We start from the raw sequence: 18,097 nt of genomic DNA, 5'->3' as shown, positions 1-18,097 counted from the left end.
AAATCAACCGTTTTTCCATAGGTTGATTTAGGTAAATAGCATTAACTCTCCTTGCATAGAAGGGGAATTATTTTTTTTGATTTGTTTTTGCTGTTTTTCGGCTTTAATGTCGTTGGAAATTGTTTTGTACATAACTTCCGCGACAAAAAGGATAATTAACTCTTCAATGGTGCAGTTATTTTGTTTACTAAGGTCTAAAAGATCTTCATACATCAATTTTTGAAGCTTTAAGTCGACAGGTATTCCAGACCTTTTCTTAAAATCTAGTGGGTGTCTTTTATGATAACTGCCCAAAACGCCGGGGAGTTCTTTGATATGGCCGAAAAATTCGTTTTCTATATAGACAGCAGTTCTTTTGTAAGGCATTTTATCACCCCAAAATTATCTTTTACATTTTTTGTCTTCTTCGTGACAACTAGTAATCCTGCCTAATAGCAACTTAAAAAGTTGGGAGGTCTTTTGAGATGGAGCATCAGCCACATGAAAATGAATTAGCTGTTTCACTTGAATCTGAAAGTAAAGTCTTTAATGAGGAATATGTCAAATCTCTTCGTGCTGAATCGGCCAAGTACCGAACCAAAGCGAAAGAGATCAAAGATCAATTTGAAGCATTTAGGCAAAACGTGGTTTCTCAGCTTGGGATCAGCCCAGACGGCGATTTTGAGCAACAAATCAACCAGTGGAAAGAAAAGGTGCAACAAAGCCTATTGAAAGCCGAGGTAAAGTCCATCGCGGCAGAACTGGGCATAGTGGATGCGGATGCCGCTTTTACCCTGATGAGCCGGGAAGGGGTGGAGATTGGCGAGGATGGCAGTGTGAAAGGCGTCCGGGAGGCGCTTGATGCATTGGCCCAAGAAAAACCTTACTTGATTCGCCAGCAAGCTAAAGAGGAACAGCAGCCACCGAGCAAGGGCGGCCAATCCTTCCAAGAAAACGGGAACCGTCGGATCACTCGCGAGGATTTAAAGCGGATGCCGCCGGAAGAGGTCAACCGTGCTTTGGCGGCGGGGGAACTCAACCATTTGTTAAATCGATAGGAGGCATTTAAATGGCTATTGATAACTTTATCCCAGAAATATGGTCTGCACAGCTTTTAGAAAATCTGCGGAAAAACCTTGTTTACGGGAACTTGGTAAACACCGACTATGAGGGGGAAATTCGGGAATACGGGGATACAGTCCACATTCAAAATGTCGGCCCTATTAGTGTCTTTGATTATACAAAAAACACAGATATGGCTGGGCCGGAAACGTTAAGTGATGGGACAAGAGCGCTGGTGATTGACCAGGCGAAAGCCTTTAACTTCCAAGTTGATGATGTTGATCGCGCCCAACAAAACCCAAAAATCATGCAAAAGGCGATGGAAGAAGCCTCTTATGCACTGGCTGATGTGAAAGATCGATTCATCGCTAATCTATATACGGATGCGGTTAGTGCAATCGGGAACGATACTACGCCGATTGTGCCTACCAAGGATTCTGCCTATGACTACCTTGTTGATTTGTCGGTGGTTCTTTCCGAAAATGATATTCCGCGAACCAATCGATGGGTGGTTGTGCCGGAATGGTATCACGGCCTTCTATTAAAAGATGATCGCTTTATCCGGGCCACCGCCTTGGGGGGTCAGATATTGCAAAATGGTTTTATCGGCCGTGCGGCTGGTTTTGATGTGTACACGTCAAACAATGTGCCGAACGCATCGGGAGCCAAATATAAGATCATAGCGGGTCACACGTCAGCGATTACCTTCGCTTCACAGTTGACCAAGATCGAAGCTTACCGCCCAGAAAAGCGCTTTGCCGATGCGGTTAAAGGCTTGTCCTTATATGGTGCCAAAGCAGTAAAGCCGAAAGCTCTGGCTGTTCTAACGGCTAATAAATCATAAAGGGGGTCATGTGAATGCCTTGGTTTATGAACACGGAAACGGGCCATGCATGGGAAGTAATTGACCCGGATCATGTAGAACGTTTGGAAAAAGATCGAACATACCAAGAAGTGGAGCCGCCACAACCAACCAAATCAAGCAAGAAGAGTGACAAGGGATGATTCCCGTCTTTGCCACACCGGAAGAGTTGAAGCAATACACGGGGAAAGACTTCCCCAATGCCGTGTGGTTATTAGAGCGTGCTTCTGAATCCATTGGCCTGCTGGTGACGGTGCCTATAGTGGATGATCTATCCAATGTAACAGAGGCACAGAAAGAGGCGTTAAAGCTGGCAACCTTGGCCCAAGCATCTTACATCGGCAATTTTAGCGAGGGGTTTGATGTGGCGGTCGGCGTGATTGGTTCAGTCAGCATCGGGAACTTTTCCTTTTCCGGCAAGTCTGGATCAGATGGCGGGGGTGGGGCTATTTCCCAATACAACCCCATTGCGATTAAGTACCTGATGAAAGCGGGATTACTTACAACAAAGGGGGCTTGGTATTAATGCGGATTTTTCCCTTTTTGTTGATCCACTCGGCCCAAGTAAAACCACTGCTTGGACATGGTGCATATGGGCCTATCTATGGTGATCCCATTAATGGAAGGTGCCGGATTGAACCATATAACCAACTAATAAGAAATGAGAAAGGCGCGGAGATCGTGGCGAGATACCGGGCTTTTTTTGATGTGCCAATCATTATAACCACCGGATCAATGGTGATTTTTCGGGGTCAGGAATTTGAGGTGATCAGCGTGGCCGAGCAATGTGATTTTGATTTATCCCATATTGAGGTGTATTTGCAATGACATTTCGATTCAAACCGGATCGGACAGGCTTGGCCCGCTTCAGAAGTGCGTTATTGGATGGCGTGATTGCCGGAACAGAAAAGATGTTGGCTCTTGCCAATGAGGATGTGCCGCTAAATGAGGGAACCTTGCTCCGTTCGGGTGTTGCGTCGTTTGATGAATCCATCTTGTCGGGCTGCGTATCCTACAACACTCCTTATGCTCGCCGTTTGCACGAACACCCGGAATACCGATTCCAGAACGGGCGCAAGGGCAAATGGTTGGAAGATGTGGCGAATCAAAAACAAGGGGAGATTGTCAAAACAGCACAACAAGCGATTAAAGGTCGTGTGGGAACATGAGGATATTGGAACAGATGGCCCAGTTTCTTCAAACGAAGAGATTGGGCTTTTTTGATGCAACCGGAACAAGTGGAAACATTTTTATTCATGCTTTGCCGCCGGCTCCTGATGAAGTGATTGCAATCTATGCCACAGGTGGGAGTCATGCCGAATCGATCAACGGCAAACGCATCTACTTTCGCCAGCATGTGCAAATTCTTGTCCGGGCCATCAACAGCTTAGCGGCTGGAGAAAAAGCGTATGCCATTTATCAGGCGGTGAACCACTTTTCCGGTTATCTGATGCCGGAAGGGAATTATGTTTCTTTGATTCTTTCTTATCCTCCGGCACACATTGGCGTGGATCGAAATGGACGCCATGAATTCTCAATTAATTTTGTCGTCAGATTGGAGGAAATGACCGATGGGTAAAGAGATGGTTGCGTCAAAATTCCTCTTCTCCATTGAAGACAAATTGACTGATCCCACCACCCCCAAGTGGCTTAAATTGTGTGGAATCACGTCGTTTAAATTTGGCGGGGAAGATGAGACGGCAGAAACCAACAGTTTTTGTAAGCAAGGATTTAAAGGGCAAATGGTCGTGCAACGCGGTTGGAAACTGGAGTTTGAGGCCAATTACTTGGAGGACATTGCAACGGGTGAGCGGGACGCGGGACAGGCCTTGATTGATAAATTGGCGAAAGAGTTGGACCAAGCCGCCCAGACGAGGCTAAAGATGATTACCCCATCCAAGAAGCACGGCTTTTATATCTTAGGCGCTCCCTCCATTTCAGACATGGGTGGGGGAACCAATGACATTGCCAGTTGGAACTTTTCATGGGTGATCGATGGGAAAATTGAAGAGTTTACCCCAACGGCAACAGACTTGACCGAGTTTAACGACTAGGAGGAAAACAGATGTCATTTATTGATTTTGATTCTTTTATTCAAGAGAGTGAGCAAAAATCCATTCAAATTAAAGTTGGTGGCAAAAACTATGCGATTCCGGCGGCTCCGCGTGCTGATCTGATGCTTAAAGTCATTTCACTTGAGCAACGCAAGGGGAAAGGCGCGGAATTGAGTATGCAAGAGACGGTGGACATGCTGGAAGGGATCTTTTCAAGCGAGACCCTTGTGGAAATATCTAAAAAGTTAAGTTTTGACCAATTAACCCAACTATTGCGCCTTGTGATTGAGGAACAATCCAAGTCCATGACGGAGCAAGGGCCAGTGGGAAAGTAGGACGGCCCCACGGTAAAGATTTTTTCGGCTTTGCCATTGAACATTGGTACTTGGTGGAGGCCGATTTTCAACGGGAATATGGGATCAATCTTGTTCAGTCGTTGGATGGGATGACATTCCGGCGTTTTGTGTCTCTGTTACTTGGTCTGAGTGGAGAGAGTCGAACCCTGCAAGCGTTCAGCGAGCATGACGAAAAAATAACGGATCACGACGAAGCGGAACAGGAGTTTTTAAACTTTGTGCGGGGGAGGTGAGTAAATGGCCCTTCAGGTTGGGGAGCTTTACGCAACGCTTAAAATTGATGATCGCGGCGCCGATCAGCAGATCAATGGGTTAGGGGTTCAGTTTAGCAAGTTTGGGGCTGTAGCAACGGGGGCAATGGCGGCGGTGGGTTCTGCCATTACTGTGGCAATTGGCGCGGGGGTTGCCGCCATGTCTCAAGCGGTAACAACGGGAGTCCAATACAACGCCATGCTGGAGCAGTCGGCTATTGCATGGGAAACGCTGACCAAATCCCAAGAAATAGCGGCCCAAACCATGAAAGACCTGCAACAACTCGCCGCCAAAACCCCGTTCGAGTTTGAAGGGCTGGACAAGGCCGCGAAGTTGCTTCACATGGCCGGGTTCCAAGGAAAGGAATTGACAAAGACCCTCACGATTGTGGGCGACGCGGTTTCCGCAGTCGGGGGTCAGGAAGAGTTGCAAGGGGCTCAATGGCCTTGTTCCAAATCGGGGCCAAGGGGAAAATTTCTGCTGAGGAAATGATGCAACTGGCGGAAAGGGGAATCCCCAGTTGGCAGTTGTTGGCCGATGCGATGGGATTAAGTGTCAAAGAGGTAATGAAGTTATCCGAGCAGGGGAAGCTGATGGCCTCAGATGCTTTGCCTAAACTGATTGGCGGAATGGAAAAATCCTTTGGTGGGTCGATGGCCAAACAAGCCACCACCTTTAACGGATTGATGGCAACATTGAATGATACATGGAAACAAGTGTCGGCCCAAATGACTAAACCACTTTTTGAAAGGATCAAAGGTCAATTGCCTGGTCTCATCAAGATGGTGCAACAACTGCCATCCATTTTAGGGAGTGCAGGAAATGCATTGAGTGAAGCCTTCTCGCATGTGCCCATCGTGACATTGGTACAAGGTTTCATTAGTGGGTTTACCCAAAGTAAAGGGGCCGTGGAAAGCCTTAAAAACTCATTTCAATCGCTTGCTCCCGGACTGACGCAACTATTTCAATTGCTTCAGTCTTTTTTTGTTTTTGTCGGTGCTGTTTTTGGCAAGTTGGGTAGTCTCTTGGGCCAAGCATTTGCGGCGCTTCTGCCTGTCATTACTCCGGCACTTCAGGCTGTTCTTACCTTTGTGCAGGGGATTGCGACACAGATACAAACCTTTTGGACTCAGAACGGGGAAATGATTTTGCAAGCCACCCGCAATGTATTTACTGGGATACAGGCGATTGTTTCTGTGGTGATGCCGATAGTCCAGTTTTTAATTGTGAGCATCTGGGAAAACGTAAAAGGCATAGTGAGTGGGGCTTTAAATGTGATATTGGGGTTGGTCAAGCTGTTTGCCGGACTGTTCACCGGGAATTTTTCCGCGATGTGGGCCGGAACAAAACAGCTTTTTTCTGGTGCGGAGGAATTCATCTGGAATCTTATGAACCTGTTGTTCTTAGGGCGAATCTTGAAAGGGTTTAAAGCACTCGTTTCAGGCGGGCTTGCCCTTATTAAATCCATGTGGTCGGGCCTTCGCAGTGCTTTTACTTCCTGGGTAAACTTTGTGGTTGGACTGGTGCAAGCTCGGTTTCCCATAATTTCATCCGTTGTTAAAAGTGTTTCTCAGATTTTAAAATCCGTAGTTACTGGGAATTGGAGTTCGATTCGTTCCATTGTCTCTATTTCCATGTCAAATGTATTGGGCGCGATTCGCTCAAGATGGGGCAGTGCGGTTTCTTATCTTCGTGGGATCAACCTTTATGGGATCGGGAGGAATATCATTCAGGGGCTTCTTAATGGGTTAAGTTCCTTGATGGGTGCCGTCGTTCGCAAAGCCCAATCCATTGCAAGTACCGTTAAAAATACGATAAAAAGCGCGCTGGATATTCACTCACCATCTCGTGTGACTTTTAAACTTGGTGCCTATGTAGGCCAAGGATTGGCACTTGGTATAGAGAAATCCGCCTTAATGGTATCGCGGGCCGCAAACGGTCTAGCAGCGGCGGGGATTCCCGATATTCGCCATTCATCTTCATCACCAATGCCCACATCTACCCAAAACAACCAATATACTTTTCATGTTTATGGGTCTAATCAGCCATCAGAAAAGCTGATCTCTAACGAATTGCAAAGGTTGGAATGGCTATATGGTTGACAACATTGAACGGATCATCTGGATTATGCCTGACAGTCAGGAGCAAGAATTGACGGGGCAAGGGTGGTTAGATGTGGCTGGATGGCGCGGCTTTGATATGGCTGACTTTGAATATGTAGAAAGTGATATACCGTTTGATTATGGGACGCAACTGAAGATGGTGCGAACGCCACTGCGTGAGATGGATATTGATGTGGTTCTGTTTGGACAAAACCGCGCTGATCTATTCCAAAAGGTGCGGCAGTTGCGGACCATGTTCAATAGTTACAAAGGGATCGGAAGGTTAAAGGTGATCGCGCCGGATGGAATAGAAAGGTACGTCCATTGTGTGTATGCCAAAGGGATGGAAGGACAAACCTCTGCCAACGACATGGCAGCGTGGCGGAAAATGACGCTCACGTTTCGGGCTTTCGATCCTTTTTTCTATTCCAATAACATTTTTTCGGCTTCATTCCAAATTGACAGCAACCCGCCCAAGTGGTTTCCGTTGCTTCCACTTCGCTTGGGAAGTGAAGCCGTTACGGGGGAAATCACGATTACAAACGGGGGAGATATTGAAACGTTCCCGGTGTGGAAGATCATCGGACCGGGTCAGAATCCGAAAATCATTAATTTGACTACCGGGTATTCATTGGCTTTTAACAATGTCACATTAACGCAGGGCCAATATATCACGATAGACACCAAACAGAGAGTAATTGAACCGGATGATGGGACAAGCCTTTATCCGTCTTTAGCCTTTGGCTCTACACTGTGGAAGATTGGAGCCGGGGCCAACATCGTCCGGGTAGAGATGTCCGGGGCCACGGCGGATTCAAAAATAGAACTTTCTTTTCAAGAGCGTTACTTAGGAGTTTGATGCTATGCCGTTGTATGAACTGTGGATCAGAGATCGAAATTTAGACCGGGTAGGCTCTATTACTCACTTTACAAAATTGGAGATGGTCATGAAGTTTAATGACGTGGGGAAATGGACGCTGGAACTCCCCCTTGATTCGCCGGATGTGGAATTGTTGTTGGAAGTGAGGCGGCAAGGCGGAGGAATTGCCGGGATTCTTGTCACGCGAGACGGTGCCCCTATTTTTTCCGGCCCTATCAAAAATTTTGAGTTAAAGGATGAGCAAAAAGAGGATGATGGTTATACCTTCTATGGTGTGGATGATAATGGCTTGTTAGCGGCAAGACTGGCGTTTCCACCACCTTATTACTCGATTGCCGGGGCGGGCTATGATTATGACATGTTCAAAGGGCCAGCAGAATCGGCCATGATTCACCTTGTTAGAAAGAATGCGGCAGAAGAAGCATCCGCATCGAGGCGAATTCCCGGTCTTACCACGGCTTCCGATAAACAACGGGGGCAAACGGTGACAATCCGTTCTCGCCTTCATCCACTCGTTTCCAAGCTCCAAGAAGCGGGGGTGACGGGTGGGGGATTGGGATTCCGCGTGATCCAAATCAATAACAAGGTATTGGAATTTCAAGTGTATCGACCCAATGAGAAGTCCAATGTAGTTGTTTTCTCAAGGGATCGCGGCAACCTTGGGCCATACCGCTACAGTGTGGAAGCACCTACGGCTAATTTTGGCATCGTTGGAGGCGGCGGTGAGAAGGAAGCCCGGACTTTCCAATATAGTGGAGATGAGCCAAGCCGGAGCCTGTACGGAACCATTGAGATGTTTGTGGATCATCGAAGCACAAGCGACAAAGACGAATTGTTACAAGCGTTGGTTAAGGCTCTTACTGATAATACGGAAAAGACGGGATTAGAAATTTCACCGTTGGATGTTTTCCCAACTCGCTACCTTCTGGATTATGACTTGGGGGATCGTTGCACCGTAGAGATTAAAAAGGAAAAGATTCAAGACGTGATCCGCTCTATCACGTTGATCCTTAGCAAAGACGGGGAGCAAATCGTGCCACAAGTGGGCACTCCCGGAGTGGGTACCCGTTTTCGGCTCTTTGATCAATATCGCAATTTAGAAGCAAGGCTTGGAAATTTGGAAAGAAGGTGAGAAGATGCCAGCCACATTAAAAAGTTTCCCTTGGGATTCTCAGGCCAGCTTAGAAGCGGATTGGCGAGACTTGATGAAGTTCTTCCGCAGTCCTGGCGTGATCGCGCGGGGATCGATCATGGACACCAAGGATTCTGACCTATCCGTTACAGCGGGAACGGGTCTCCATATCAGAATTTCTAATGGGTATGCCTATATACAGGGCCACCTTTTCAAACACTCAGGCAGTGATTATTTAATGTCGATCAGTCCCAACAACACGGGGGCAAATCGAACGGATACAGTCGTTCTGCGAGCGGATTTCACCGCCAATACCATTATATATGCCATCTTGGAAAACTCGACTACATTAACCCAAACGGCAACCATTTGGGAAATCCCTTTGGCACAACTGACCATTCCCAATGGGGCCACAGACGCCTCTCAATTTATCATCAAGGATTTACGGGAATTTACCATTCCATATGCGCTGGCCCCATCAACGAAAAGAGTTTCCACAGCTACGCAAGTGCTAACCAGTAGCGGAAACTATACAACGCTAAGTATCGAAACCACATCGTGGTATACCACCACCAGTATGATGGATCAAAGTGATTTGAGCAGAATCATCGCGCCGCAGGATGGTTTTTTCTTTATTTATGGAAGGGTGCAATTTGTCGGGGGTGCGGCTGCTAGTCGCCGGGGGGTAAGGCTGTTGCATAATGGTTTCTATATTGTAGCGGTGAATCAAGTTTACACAAATGGTTCGGCTCTTGATCTCTCATGCACAGGAATCGCAAAAATGGCAAAGGGGGACTTTATTCAGATTCAAGGAATGCAGGATTCTGGGAGTAACATGACGATTAACCTAGTTGAAGCGGCGGCCACATGGATGGCCCCTATCAATATTGTTTATTAGGGGGTGAGACAATGCCACGATATTTCTATGAGAAAGGGAATTTCATTTCCAAGCTATATGACGAATTCATAGCGGCATCCATTCAACCCATTACGATGTTTGGAACGCCTGATCCAAATGCAGAGGTAGGATTTTGTTTAGATGTAACGATAGAAGTAGATGAAACCGTGACGGAAGAATTAGTGAGCGCGGTAGTCAATGCCCACATTCCTACGGCCCCACCCCCACCAATGACGCCACAGGAAAAGATTGACCAAATTGATTTTGATGGTGCCCAATCCACTGACGAGTTAAAGGCAAAGTTAAATGAATTAAAAGCGGCTTTATTGGAATGGGTGGTTTAGGGGTGGGGTAACAAAAGTTTACCCCATCGTTTTTTAAGGTGGTGGTCTAATTGCAGGAAAAGGATGCGGGCTTTTTTATTTCCGTTAAAGAAATGTATGAATCGATCCAAGACATAGGGAATGAGTTTCGTACCACGTCACAGCAGATTCTTACTCGCCTCAGTGTGATGGAATCCAAGCTGGAAGGCGTGGGCCAAACGGAGGAAAGAGCAAGAGAGGCCCTTTACAAAGCGGATGAAGCGTATAACATCGCGCAAAAAGTGGAGAGCCAGCAAGTCTGGCTATGGCGCGTGGTGATTGGGGCATTGGTTACGGGCGCTATAATGGCGCTCTTTTCTTTTGCTCAAAAATCGATCTAATGGAGGTTAAATAAAAATGCAAAATATCATGCTGAGACTGCGTGATCCGAAAGTATGGGGATTGCTTTTCGCGTTTGTTAAATTGCTACTAGGTGCTTTAGGCTTGAATATTGCACCCGAACAATGGGCGGTTTATGAGACGGTCTTTAACTCATTCTGTGGCCTTGCCGTTGCATTGGGGATTTTTGTGTACAACCCAAAAGCGATTAATTGATAGTCTAAGTGCTGTGGATTAGCGCAAGGGAACACCTCCAAGTGAAAGCGGCTGATCGACGAAGGAGAGCGGCGCGAAACGCGGAGCTGTTCCCTTTTCATTTATCAAAAAGGGGAGGATTCATTTATGAACTTGATTGTAATTGACCCAGGACATGGTGGGAAAGATTCTGGCGCAGTTGATTATGGTTTGAAGGAGGCAGACGTAGCCTTACGGCTTGCGGAGTTGGTTAATAACTATCTTGGTGATTATGCGAATGCGGCTACGTCAATGACTCGGAATAAGAACACTTCTCCAACCTATCCGGCACCGCCAGAGGGACTGCGCAAAAGAATTGCTTTTGCAAATAGCAAAAACGCTGACTTCTTTTTATCTCTGCATTGTAATGCGGGGGGAGGTTCGGGCTTTGAGTCATTTGTGGCTCATAACGCACCGGCTCGGACCAAACAAATCCAAAAAGTGATTAATGATCAGGTATTGTCTTATCTCAAGGGTTATGGAATTGGTGCGCATGGAAACCCGGCTAAAAATGATAGTCAGGCGGCGCGTTCTCGAATTGCCGTTTTGCGTGATACCCGGATGCCTGCGGTACTACTGGAATGTCTGTTCATTGACAATCCAAAAGAAAATAAGCTGTTGCGCGATCCAAAGTTCTTGGATGGATTGGCAGCGGCAATTGTTGAAGGATTGGCAGAGGCACTTGGTTTGAAAAAGAAAGTAACCAAACCGAAGCCGATGTATCGAGTGGAGGTAAACGGAAAGCTGATTTATGATACAGCTTATGAGGGTAAAATTGCTGAGGCTGTAATTAAAGCAATTGATAAGAACGCAAATAAAATATATCTTACAAAGCTGTAATAACTAAAAACAGGGGAGATGTTAAATACTCCCCTGTTTGTTTAATAACGTATTTAAATGAATTCTGTTATAACTTATGGTTGTCTAGTCATCATCATCGTCGTCGCCGACCATGGATGAAGAAATGAAAAGGTTATACTTCATAGATCTCATCCTCACTTTTTATCTGAAGGTCTTTTTGAAGGCGATACATACTATCTAAGCAATCACGGCGTCGTTCCTTCTCGTCTAGATTATCAAAACAATCCGCTGATTTCAATAAAGCTGTATATTCCCTTTGTTTGTACCCATACTTTTTAGAAATCTCTACAGCTTCTTCGTAATATGGAAGAGCCTCTGAAAATTGATCTTGAAGAAAATATACATTCCCTCTAACGATCAGTGCTTTTACTAGACGAAAAGCATCTGATTCTTCACGTCCGATTCTGATCGCTTCGTCTAAGTGAATGGTAGCCTCGGACCACTTTTTTTTAGTGTTGAATAGAATACCGAGGTATGTGTGGGCATCCATATGTCTTCGAGGTGCGCGGTAATCTACATCAGAGTCTAATGCTAATTGAAATCGGTCTAGTGCCTTTTTGAGTTCTCCCTGTTTTAAATAAATGCTACCTGATATGATCAGAAAATCGAGATAGCGTCCTATTCTATGGCTCCAATGGTTCCTGGCAATTTGCATGCCTTTGTGACAGCATTGATGAGCCTCGTCATATAGTTTTTTATCCCGCAAAAACATTGACCTGAATTTATACAGATTTAATACAGAGTAGTCATCATAAAAATTCCCTTCCACCTCAGTCCAAACTTTGTCCAATAACCAAGATGCTTGATCATTTTGGGACGATTTTAACAGGTAAAGGGTTTTGTTTCCTAATAATCTGAACTTGATTTCTCTTTTTCCTTTTGTTTCGTCATAATTAGAGAGGCCTTGATCAACGAATTTAATAGCTTTTTTCATGTCATCTTGTTTATGGCGTGATCGGCCTAATTCTGCATAACAAGCAGCAATTAGATTGTCTTTTGGATTCAATCTATAATCCTTACAAAGTTTAATTGCAGTGTGGAAGTTATCCTCCGCTTTCTTTATGTCTTTTTCCTCAAAACAAATCCGACCTTGTAAGAAAAATAGAAATGGGGTTAACGGGTGGTATTCTTCAAGTTGAAACCGTTCTAGCTGTTTTTTAGCCGTATCTAAAAAACCCCTGTTAAGAATTGTTTCAATTGCCTCCAACTGGTCGTAATACTCATTCATTTCCTCTTGCACTATTTTAACTCTCCGTAGAACTTCATCCTCAGTTAGTTCTAATTTGTCTAAATAGATTTCAAGGGTTTTTGGGGATACTTTGCCTTTCGCTTTTTCAATATTGGAAATCGTACCCTTTGATATTGTATGATCTTGTAATTCATCCATCGTTTTGTGAAGTTCTTTTATTCTCCTTTATAGTAAAAGGAGTGGTTTGGTGATATTTGAAGGGATTGAATCCTTTTTGGGAAATACGCCTATGATGAGGATAAGTCGTTTGTTTCGAGACTTAAATGTGTTTGCTAAATTGGAGTACCTCAATCCCACTTTCTCAATAAAGGATCGTCCAGCATATTATATGATTCAAGAAGCCGTTCGAAAGAAAAAAATTCATCCAGGCAATACAGTTATTGCTGCTACAAGTGGGAATACGGGACTTGGTTTGTGCTTGGCATGTAAGATTAATCAACTAAATCTTATATGCACTGTTTTTGATTCAGTTTCTATAGAAAAAATTGCGTTACTAAAGTCTTATGGTGCGCATGTTGTTGTTTGTGATTCGGATGTTCCTTCGGATGAAGAAGGCGGTTATGTATGGGTAGCAAAGAGTTTAAGCCAAGAAATAAAAAATTCTGTCCTTATTGATCAATTTGTTGACATCAACAATCCACTTGCACATTATCAGACAACAGGCCCAGAGTTGTATGAACAATTGAGAGGTAAGATTGATTACTTTTTTTCTACTATTGGTACTGGAGGGACTATTTCCGGGATCGGTAGATATCTTAAAGAAAAAAATCCAAGTATTAAAGTTATTGGTGTAGAACCAGAAGGCGGGATTTATCGTGATACATTCCTCCAAAAAACCCCACTATATTCCGATCATCTCATTCATTCAATCAGTGATAACTTTATTTCCCAAAATATGGACTTTTCCGTTGTCGATGACATCATATCTGTAAAAGATATAGATTCTTTCCGGTTATGTTATGAACTATTAGATCGTGAGCAAATTTGCGCAGGAACATCTTCAGGATGTGTATTAGCCGGGATTAAAAAATTTTTCGAAAGAACAGAAGTTATTAATCCAGAGCCGATTATTACGACGGTACTACCCGATTGTGGTTTAAAATACATCGATACACTATTCAACCCAGATTACCTCGAACAACATGACATTAGACTGGATGGAAAGTCAGATGACGAGTTAAGGCAGCAAATTGCGAAGACGATTGCCCAATTCCCCAAAAAGGTGGAGATAGCCTGATGTTATCTGTACGTTTGCAAAGTACCCTTGATAAGGGAAATGTCTATGTTGATGCTTGGGCGGATCAGGTACATCTTGGGCGTTATCAGTTTTTGTCAGAGAAGAAACCTCACCCAATAGGAATTGAACTTGTTCGAGCGACGTTGTTATCTTGGGCTACAATTGATCTTTGTTTTGCACAAGAAGTTGTTTTATCGGACGATTTGGACCCTAGAGTAGTAATCTATATTCAACAACACTATGATTTAGTTACCAGAACATACACTCACTTGTATGGCCGTCCAACTGCATCTTTGTTGTTTAAAAAGATTGGCGATGAACAGCAAACCCCATTTTTTTACCTTGATTCAAATGCGTATTTCTTGGGATACACAGGTGGAAAAGATTCGACACTATGCCAGATTCTATTGGATGTTGCACAGGTCAAAACAGTTCATTACTTAGTTACTTATGACAATGACCAACATAGCGAAGAAGGTCACATCAATTTTGTCTTGAGTCAACCAGAGGAATATTACAAAGTATCTGTGGTAGGAGCAAATCGCCAATTGGGTAATGTGTCTTTTCATCAAGCCGATGATATTCATGTGACGTTTGCGGCTCCTTACTTTGATCTCAATTCCAGTAAGCCAGCCTATCTTGCTGTGGGGCTACCATGGGATGTAATTCATACTTTTCCCAACGAGGGGTTGTGTGATTTAGTTCCAACTGAAACATATTGTTCATTAAAAATCCTGATGGATTTGTTTCATGCATTAAATGTTGTCAATTTCAAGCTCATCTCTCCAATCGCATCTTTACACACTGTTGGAGTATATCAAGTTTTGTCCAAGATATTGGGGATCGAGAAATTAATGGAATTGGATTCTTGTTGGCATTCATATCTGTTCCAGGGAAAACCTTGTGGGTGCTGTCCTAAATGCCAGAGATTAAAGTTTATATTTGAGTATTGTTTTAATCAGGACTATCTTTCTTGGTCGCCTACTTTAAAGATTGAAAGTGGCAACTTCTTGTTTGGATCATTGTATGCTTGGCAGTCAATCAATCAACACCCAGATATTAATTGGAGCCAATATAGCTTGGTGGATGTTGAATCCACCAAGTTTTCTGGCCCATTCATTGAGATACTGAAGGAAAAATATAATGTTCCACAGATTAAGGTTCCGCATCTTAATTTCAAGTTTGAAAAAGATGAACAGAAATGGGAAGAGGTACAAAGCCAAATTATTTCTCTCATTGCCATTGATTATAATCGATGCTTAAAGGATAGACTGGTTGAAGGAAATGTGCCTTGGCTTCCATTCGAAGAGGATTATCATTGGGATAGGGTGCATCCTGTATTAGCTTGTTATGGCAATTGGCCTGTTTATGATTTGGAAAAACAGCAATGGGAGACCTTATTTATTAAAGACGGTCCATCCCTCCAAGTTCCTGATACGGAATTGTTTCGCATATGGTTGAATAAACGAACGGTACAACGTGTAATGAAGGGCAATGGCTATGAATAATAATTTGTATTTACGGATTAGCTTAGACACGATAAAAAGCAATATAAGAAAACTAACGAAACAATTACCGTATAGATCCTCTTTATTTATGGTGTGTAAGAATAACGTATATGGATTTGGAATGTCTTTACTATCGCATCTTGCAAATGAAAATCTATCATTTGTCTTAAATGATTGGAGAGATTATCAGAGATTTGTACAGATTGTTCGAGATTCGAAACCCGTTTTGATACTATACCCAGTATTAAATGATGATCCTTGGATTCTGACACAGTTGGGGGAACATTCAAATTTGTATATTACGGTGATGAAAAAGGAAGATTGGGCTTTTGTTCTAAGGAAAGGTTATGAAGCAAAGAGTTATGTCAGAATAGACCCCTTTTTAGGGCTTCACGGATTATCTAAAGAAGAGGCTATGTCTTTACCCAAGGTTCACGCCTGCAAAGGGGTTCTCATTCACCTTAATGAATCAATAAATGCTAAGGAAGAAGCTGTTATAAATGAAATTTATCAGTGGACAAAGAAAAACAATATGTCCATGAATATCGGCGGAAGCAATATTATAAATAAGCCCAATCTCCACTTTCCTTTTTTGGAAGTAAGGTTATTAATGGAGTTATTAGGATCAAGAAATAGGGTAACAGAACCTTGTCTTGAATTACATGCCCGGATTTTGTCTAAAACTCTAATTAGAGAACCAATTCATGTGGGGTATACATCCAGCCGTGTAAAACTATCAAAAGGAACATGCTTGTTGGTAGCGATCGGTTATGGTGACTTTCCTTCTTTCGCTCAAATGTTTGAGAATCAAACCCCTATTTTCATTGAGAGAAAAAAATTTGTACTTCCTTGCTATCCTTGCATGAATACAAGTTGGTTATATTGCGAGGAAGAAGTATTTATTCGAAGGGAAAGTATAGTTTTGTTTGATAAATTCAACTCGATACACAAACTAGCTTTAAATTTGAGTGTTGATGTTGATGAAATTTACTCTTCACTATCACCACTAATCTATAGACACTATGTTTGAATACGCAAATTAGATAAGACATTGGTTGTAGGTAACAAGAGCCTAAAAAATCAAAGATTTCTTGATGCAAAGCTGTTTTTATAATACAATTTATTAAATAATTCGAATTGTATCGGAGTTGATATAGGAAATGGACTTCATTAAGGGGAAAATCGAGTCAGAAGCGATAAGATTTTCAGAAGCAAAAAGTCATATTGGACAAGTTGTTAAAGTTCAAGGAACCGTTCATAAAATACGCAAGATGAGTGGCTTTGCTTTCGTCATATTACGATCTGCAAGAGACCTGATGCAAACGGTTTATTCTGTTGAGTTCTCTAAGTTTGATCTAAACTCCATCAGCGAAGGTTCTTCCATAGTGGTTAAAGGATTAGTAGTTGAAGATCAACGATCCCCTATAGGCTGTGAGATTCAAATGCATTATGTAGAAGTGCTATCGAAACCCTACGAAGAAATGCCCATCATCATTAATTACAAAAAACTAGATGTCAACTTAGATACAAACCTTCAATACAGACCCCTGGCACTACGTAATCCTCGTGAGCGGGCTATTTTTAAATTGCAAGAGGGTATTGTTCGTGGATTTAGAGATTATTTACAAAAACAATCATTCACGGAAATTCATTCCCCCAAAATTGTAGGCGCTGGCGCTGAAGGTGGTTCAAACATTTTTACACTTGACTATTTTGGAAAAGAGGTATTTCTTGCTCAAAGTCCACAGTTTTATAAACAAATGATGGTTGGCGTTTTTGAGCGAGTTTTTGAAGTCGGACCTGTATTCAGAGCGGAAAAACATAACACATCGAGACATTTAAATGAATATGTGTCCCTAGATATTGAAATGGGGTTTATTAAGGGCTTCGAGGATATCATGAATCTTGAAACTGACCTATTTAAGCATATATTTGAGCTGCTAGACTCGGAGTACAAGAATGAGTTAGAACTTTTAAAAGTAACTCTGCAAAAGATTGATCAGATACCCAGTGTAAAGTTTATGGAAGCGAAAGAAATTCTTGCTGAAAAGTTTGAGCGTAATATCGCCGATTTCGAGGATTTGGAACCAGAGGAAGAGCGTTTGTTGTGTGAATTTGCAAAGAAGGAATATAACTGCCCATTTATCTTTGTGACGCATTTCCCATCCAGTAAACGACCTTTCTATGCTATGGACGATCCAAACGATCCAAATTATACGCTAAGTTTTGACCTGTTGTTAAATGGATTAGAGATTACAACCGGTGGGCAACGCATTCATGATTATAACGAGCAATTGAAGAAAATCGAGAAAAAGAGCCTTAACCCTGATGATTTGCAATCGTTTTTGATGATTCATAAACATGGATTGCCGCCGCATGGAGGCTTTGGGATGGGTTTGGAAAGGTTAACCATGCAATTATTAGGTTTTCAAAACGTTAGAAATACAAGCTTGTTTCCTAGAGACATTAATAGGGTTACACCATAAAAGACTCTTTATAGAGTCTGAGAATGTTGACAAACCCTGCGAATCAACTTTGTTGATCGCAGGGTTTTGGTATATAAAAGGGATATAAACAATTAATGGATGAATATCAACCCATATAAACTTAAAACCACCTCCCTTACCTGCTCTCAAAAGCAGCATAGCCAACTTTTTTATGTTTTGAGCCACAGCAGTTAGGAGGCATTGCTCTTGAATTTTTGCAAGCCCCCTGTAGCGTGCGTATCGA

Annotated in this window: 24 protein-coding genes; 22 read left to right on the top strand and 2 right to left on the bottom strand. The window is 43.1% G+C overall.

Features of this window, described 5'->3' with window-relative positions; all coding sequences use genetic code 11:
- Positions 1-27: 27 nt before the first annotated feature.
- A complete protein-coding gene (locus QQZ12_RS11030) occupies positions 28-366 on the bottom strand; it encodes a hypothetical protein (protein WP_102991141.1) in 339 nt (112 codons plus the stop codon).
- A gap of 98 nt (positions 367-464) precedes the next feature.
- On the opposite strand from QQZ12_RS11030, the gene QQZ12_RS11025 reads away from it, so the two are divergent.
- From QQZ12_RS11025 to QQZ12_RS10940, 18 genes are all read left to right on the top strand, one after another.
- The gene (locus QQZ12_RS11025) at positions 465-1,037 is read left to right on the top strand and encodes a phage scaffolding protein (RefSeq protein ID WP_102991142.1); all 573 of its coding nucleotides are present in this window, start codon (positions 465-467) and stop codon (positions 1,035-1,037) included.
- A gap of 11 nt (positions 1,038-1,048) precedes the next feature.
- Positions 1,049-1,885: a phage major capsid protein gene (locus QQZ12_RS11020; RefSeq protein WP_102991143.1), complete on the top strand. Its 837-nt coding sequence runs from the start codon at positions 1,049-1,051 to the stop codon at positions 1,883-1,885.
- A 14-nt stretch (positions 1,886-1,899) separates the two neighbouring features.
- Positions 1,900-2,046, top strand: a complete 147-nt coding sequence (locus QQZ12_RS11015; RefSeq protein ID WP_189318933.1) for a hypothetical protein — start codon at positions 1,900-1,902, stop codon at positions 2,044-2,046.
- Complete coding sequence (locus tag QQZ12_RS11010) at positions 2,043-2,429, top strand: hypothetical protein (protein WP_102991144.1); 387 nt, start codon at positions 2,043-2,045, stop codon at positions 2,427-2,429. Before QQZ12_RS11015 ends, QQZ12_RS11010 begins: the two co-directional genes overlap by 4 nt.
- Positions 2,429-2,731 (top strand): hypothetical protein, encoded by a 303-nt coding sequence (locus QQZ12_RS11005; protein WP_284724441.1) that lies wholly within the window; start codon positions 2,429-2,431, stop codon positions 2,729-2,731. The genes QQZ12_RS11010 and QQZ12_RS11005 overlap by 1 nt, the downstream gene beginning before the upstream one ends.
- Positions 2,728-3,072, top strand: a complete 345-nt coding sequence (locus QQZ12_RS11000) for a hypothetical protein (RefSeq protein WP_284724440.1) — start codon at positions 2,728-2,730, stop codon at positions 3,070-3,072. Before QQZ12_RS11005 ends, QQZ12_RS11000 begins: the two co-directional genes overlap by 4 nt.
- Before the next feature lie 14 nt (positions 3,073-3,086).
- Positions 3,087-3,482: a minor capsid protein gene (locus QQZ12_RS10995; RefSeq protein ID WP_284724439.1), complete on the top strand. Its 396-nt coding sequence runs from the start codon at positions 3,087-3,089 to the stop codon at positions 3,480-3,482.
- Positions 3,475-3,957, top strand: a complete 483-nt coding sequence (locus QQZ12_RS10990; RefSeq protein WP_284724438.1) for a phage tail tube protein — start codon at positions 3,475-3,477, stop codon at positions 3,955-3,957. The genes QQZ12_RS10995 and QQZ12_RS10990 overlap by 8 nt, the downstream gene beginning before the upstream one ends.
- A gap of 11 nt (positions 3,958-3,968) precedes the next feature.
- The gene (locus tag QQZ12_RS10985; RefSeq protein WP_284724437.1) at positions 3,969-4,292 is read left to right on the top strand and encodes a hypothetical protein; all 324 of its coding nucleotides are present in this window, start codon (positions 3,969-3,971) and stop codon (positions 4,290-4,292) included.
- A 258-nt stretch (positions 4,293-4,550) separates the two neighbouring features.
- Entirely contained in the window at positions 4,551-5,057 is a 507-nt protein-coding gene (locus QQZ12_RS10980; protein WP_284724436.1) for a hypothetical protein, read from the top strand.
- The gene (locus QQZ12_RS10975) at positions 5,012-6,667 is read left to right on the top strand and encodes a tape measure protein (protein WP_284724435.1); all 1,656 of its coding nucleotides are present in this window, start codon (positions 5,012-5,014) and stop codon (positions 6,665-6,667) included. The genes QQZ12_RS10980 and QQZ12_RS10975 overlap by 46 nt, the downstream gene beginning before the upstream one ends.
- The gene (locus tag QQZ12_RS10970; RefSeq protein WP_284724434.1) at positions 6,660-7,526 is read left to right on the top strand and encodes a phage distal tail protein; all 867 of its coding nucleotides are present in this window, start codon (positions 6,660-6,662) and stop codon (positions 7,524-7,526) included. The genes QQZ12_RS10975 and QQZ12_RS10970 overlap by 8 nt, the downstream gene beginning before the upstream one ends.
- 4 nt (positions 7,527-7,530) lie before the next feature.
- Positions 7,531-8,679, top strand: coding sequence for a siphovirus ReqiPepy6 Gp37-like family protein (locus QQZ12_RS10965; RefSeq protein ID WP_102991147.1), 1,149 nt, complete (start codon positions 7,531-7,533; stop codon positions 8,677-8,679).
- A 4-nt stretch (positions 8,680-8,683) separates the two neighbouring features.
- Positions 8,684-9,577, top strand: coding sequence for a hypothetical protein (locus QQZ12_RS10960; RefSeq protein WP_284724433.1), 894 nt, complete (start codon positions 8,684-8,686; stop codon positions 9,575-9,577).
- An 11-nt stretch (positions 9,578-9,588) separates the two neighbouring features.
- The gene (locus QQZ12_RS10955; RefSeq protein WP_102991149.1) at positions 9,589-9,921 is read left to right on the top strand and encodes a hypothetical protein; all 333 of its coding nucleotides are present in this window, start codon (positions 9,589-9,591) and stop codon (positions 9,919-9,921) included.
- A gap of 50 nt (positions 9,922-9,971) precedes the next feature.
- On the top strand, positions 9,972-10,280 hold the full coding sequence (locus QQZ12_RS10950) for a hemolysin XhlA family protein (protein WP_102991150.1): 309 nt from the start codon (positions 9,972-9,974) through the stop codon (positions 10,278-10,280).
- Positions 10,281-10,296: 16 nt separating this feature from the next.
- Complete coding sequence (locus tag QQZ12_RS10945) at positions 10,297-10,494, top strand: hypothetical protein (RefSeq protein ID WP_102991151.1); 198 nt, start codon at positions 10,297-10,299, stop codon at positions 10,492-10,494.
- A 126-nt stretch (positions 10,495-10,620) separates the two neighbouring features.
- Positions 10,621-11,352: an N-acetylmuramoyl-L-alanine amidase family protein gene (locus tag QQZ12_RS10940; protein WP_102991152.1), complete on the top strand. Its 732-nt coding sequence runs from the start codon at positions 10,621-10,623 to the stop codon at positions 11,350-11,352.
- Positions 11,353-11,485: 133 nt separating this feature from the next.
- Here the strand turns inward: QQZ12_RS10940 and QQZ12_RS10935 are convergent, their stop codons facing one another.
- Positions 11,486-12,760 carry a tetratricopeptide repeat protein gene (locus tag QQZ12_RS10935; RefSeq protein WP_284724432.1) on the bottom strand — a complete coding sequence of 425 codons (1,275 nt, stop codon included), beginning with the start codon at positions 12,758-12,760 and terminating at the stop codon, positions 11,486-11,488.
- 49 nt (positions 12,761-12,809) lie between these two features.
- Between QQZ12_RS10935 and QQZ12_RS10930 the strand changes: the two genes are divergently transcribed.
- The 4 genes from QQZ12_RS10930 (at position 12,810) to aspS (ending at position 17,853) form a co-directional block, all read left to right on the top strand.
- On the top strand, positions 12,810-13,859 hold the full coding sequence (locus tag QQZ12_RS10930; protein WP_102991157.1) for a PLP-dependent cysteine synthase family protein: 1,050 nt from the start codon (positions 12,810-12,812) through the stop codon (positions 13,857-13,859).
- The gene (locus tag QQZ12_RS10925; RefSeq protein WP_102991158.1) at positions 13,859-15,367 is read left to right on the top strand and encodes a hypothetical protein; all 1,509 of its coding nucleotides are present in this window, start codon (positions 13,859-13,861) and stop codon (positions 15,365-15,367) included. The genes QQZ12_RS10930 and QQZ12_RS10925 overlap by 1 nt, the downstream gene beginning before the upstream one ends.
- Positions 15,360-16,397 (top strand): alanine racemase, encoded by a 1,038-nt coding sequence (locus tag QQZ12_RS10920; protein WP_102991159.1) that lies wholly within the window; start codon positions 15,360-15,362, stop codon positions 16,395-16,397. Before QQZ12_RS10925 ends, QQZ12_RS10920 begins: the two co-directional genes overlap by 8 nt.
- Positions 16,398-16,527: 130 nt before the next feature.
- Positions 16,528-17,853, top strand: a complete 1,326-nt coding sequence (aspS, locus tag QQZ12_RS10915; RefSeq protein ID WP_284724431.1) for an aspartate--tRNA(Asn) ligase — start codon at positions 16,528-16,530, stop codon at positions 17,851-17,853.
- Positions 17,854-18,097: the final 244 nt, after the last annotated feature.

Origin of the sequence: Laceyella tengchongensis (assembly GCF_900182735.1) — a bacterium.
In the GTDB taxonomy this organism is placed as follows: Bacteria; Bacillota; Bacilli; order Thermoactinomycetales; family Thermoactinomycetaceae; genus Laceyella; species Laceyella tengchongensis.
Note: the sequence above shows the minus strand (reverse complement) of the source record. Positions and strands in the feature narration are given on the sequence as shown.

What these genes read in the sequence shown, in the direction of transcription:
- QQZ12_RS11030 (WP_102991141.1), bottom strand. Translation starts at nt 366, where the DNA reads ATGCCTTACAAAAGAACTGCTGTCTATATAGAAAACGAATTTTTCGGC.
- QQZ12_RS11025 (WP_102991142.1), top strand. Translation starts at nt 465, where the DNA reads ATGGAGCATCAGCCACATGAAAATGAATTAGCTGTTTCACTTGAATCT.
- QQZ12_RS11020 (WP_102991143.1), top strand. Translation starts at nt 1,049, where the DNA reads ATGGCTATTGATAACTTTATCCCAGAAATATGGTCTGCACAGCTTTTA.
- QQZ12_RS11015 (WP_189318933.1), top strand. Translation starts at nt 1,900, where the DNA reads ATGCCTTGGTTTATGAACACGGAAACGGGCCATGCATGGGAAGTAATT.
- QQZ12_RS11010 (WP_102991144.1), top strand. Translation starts at nt 2,043, where the DNA reads ATGATTCCCGTCTTTGCCACACCGGAAGAGTTGAAGCAATACACGGGG.
- QQZ12_RS11005 (WP_284724441.1), top strand. Translation starts at nt 2,429, where the DNA reads ATGCGGATTTTTCCCTTTTTGTTGATCCACTCGGCCCAAGTAAAACCA.
- QQZ12_RS11000 (WP_284724440.1), top strand. Translation starts at nt 2,728, where the DNA reads ATGACATTTCGATTCAAACCGGATCGGACAGGCTTGGCCCGCTTCAGA.
- QQZ12_RS10995 (WP_284724439.1), top strand. Translation starts at nt 3,087, where the DNA reads ATGGCCCAGTTTCTTCAAACGAAGAGATTGGGCTTTTTTGATGCAACC.
- QQZ12_RS10990 (WP_284724438.1), top strand. Translation starts at nt 3,475, where the DNA reads ATGGGTAAAGAGATGGTTGCGTCAAAATTCCTCTTCTCCATTGAAGAC.
- QQZ12_RS10985 (WP_284724437.1), top strand. Translation starts at nt 3,969, where the DNA reads ATGTCATTTATTGATTTTGATTCTTTTATTCAAGAGAGTGAGCAAAAA.
- QQZ12_RS10980 (WP_284724436.1), top strand. Translation starts at nt 4,551, where the DNA reads ATGGCCCTTCAGGTTGGGGAGCTTTACGCAACGCTTAAAATTGATGAT.
- QQZ12_RS10970 (WP_284724434.1), top strand. Translation starts at nt 6,660, where the DNA reads ATGGTTGACAACATTGAACGGATCATCTGGATTATGCCTGACAGTCAG.
- QQZ12_RS10965 (WP_102991147.1), top strand. Translation starts at nt 7,531, where the DNA reads ATGCCGTTGTATGAACTGTGGATCAGAGATCGAAATTTAGACCGGGTA.
- QQZ12_RS10960 (WP_284724433.1), top strand. Translation starts at nt 8,684, where the DNA reads ATGCCAGCCACATTAAAAAGTTTCCCTTGGGATTCTCAGGCCAGCTTA.
- QQZ12_RS10955 (WP_102991149.1), top strand. Translation starts at nt 9,589, where the DNA reads ATGCCACGATATTTCTATGAGAAAGGGAATTTCATTTCCAAGCTATAT.
- QQZ12_RS10945 (WP_102991151.1), top strand. Translation starts at nt 10,297, where the DNA reads ATGCAAAATATCATGCTGAGACTGCGTGATCCGAAAGTATGGGGATTG.
- QQZ12_RS10940 (WP_102991152.1), top strand. Translation starts at nt 10,621, where the DNA reads ATGAACTTGATTGTAATTGACCCAGGACATGGTGGGAAAGATTCTGGC.
- QQZ12_RS10935 (WP_284724432.1), bottom strand. Translation starts at nt 12,760, where the DNA reads ATGGATGAATTACAAGATCATACAATATCAAAGGGTACGATTTCCAAT.
- QQZ12_RS10925 (WP_102991158.1), top strand. Translation starts at nt 13,859, where the DNA reads ATGTTATCTGTACGTTTGCAAAGTACCCTTGATAAGGGAAATGTCTAT.
- QQZ12_RS10920 (WP_102991159.1), top strand. Translation starts at nt 15,360, where the DNA reads ATGAATAATAATTTGTATTTACGGATTAGCTTAGACACGATAAAAAGC.
- aspS (WP_284724431.1), top strand. Translation starts at nt 16,528, where the DNA reads ATGGACTTCATTAAGGGGAAAATCGAGTCAGAAGCGATAAGATTTTCA.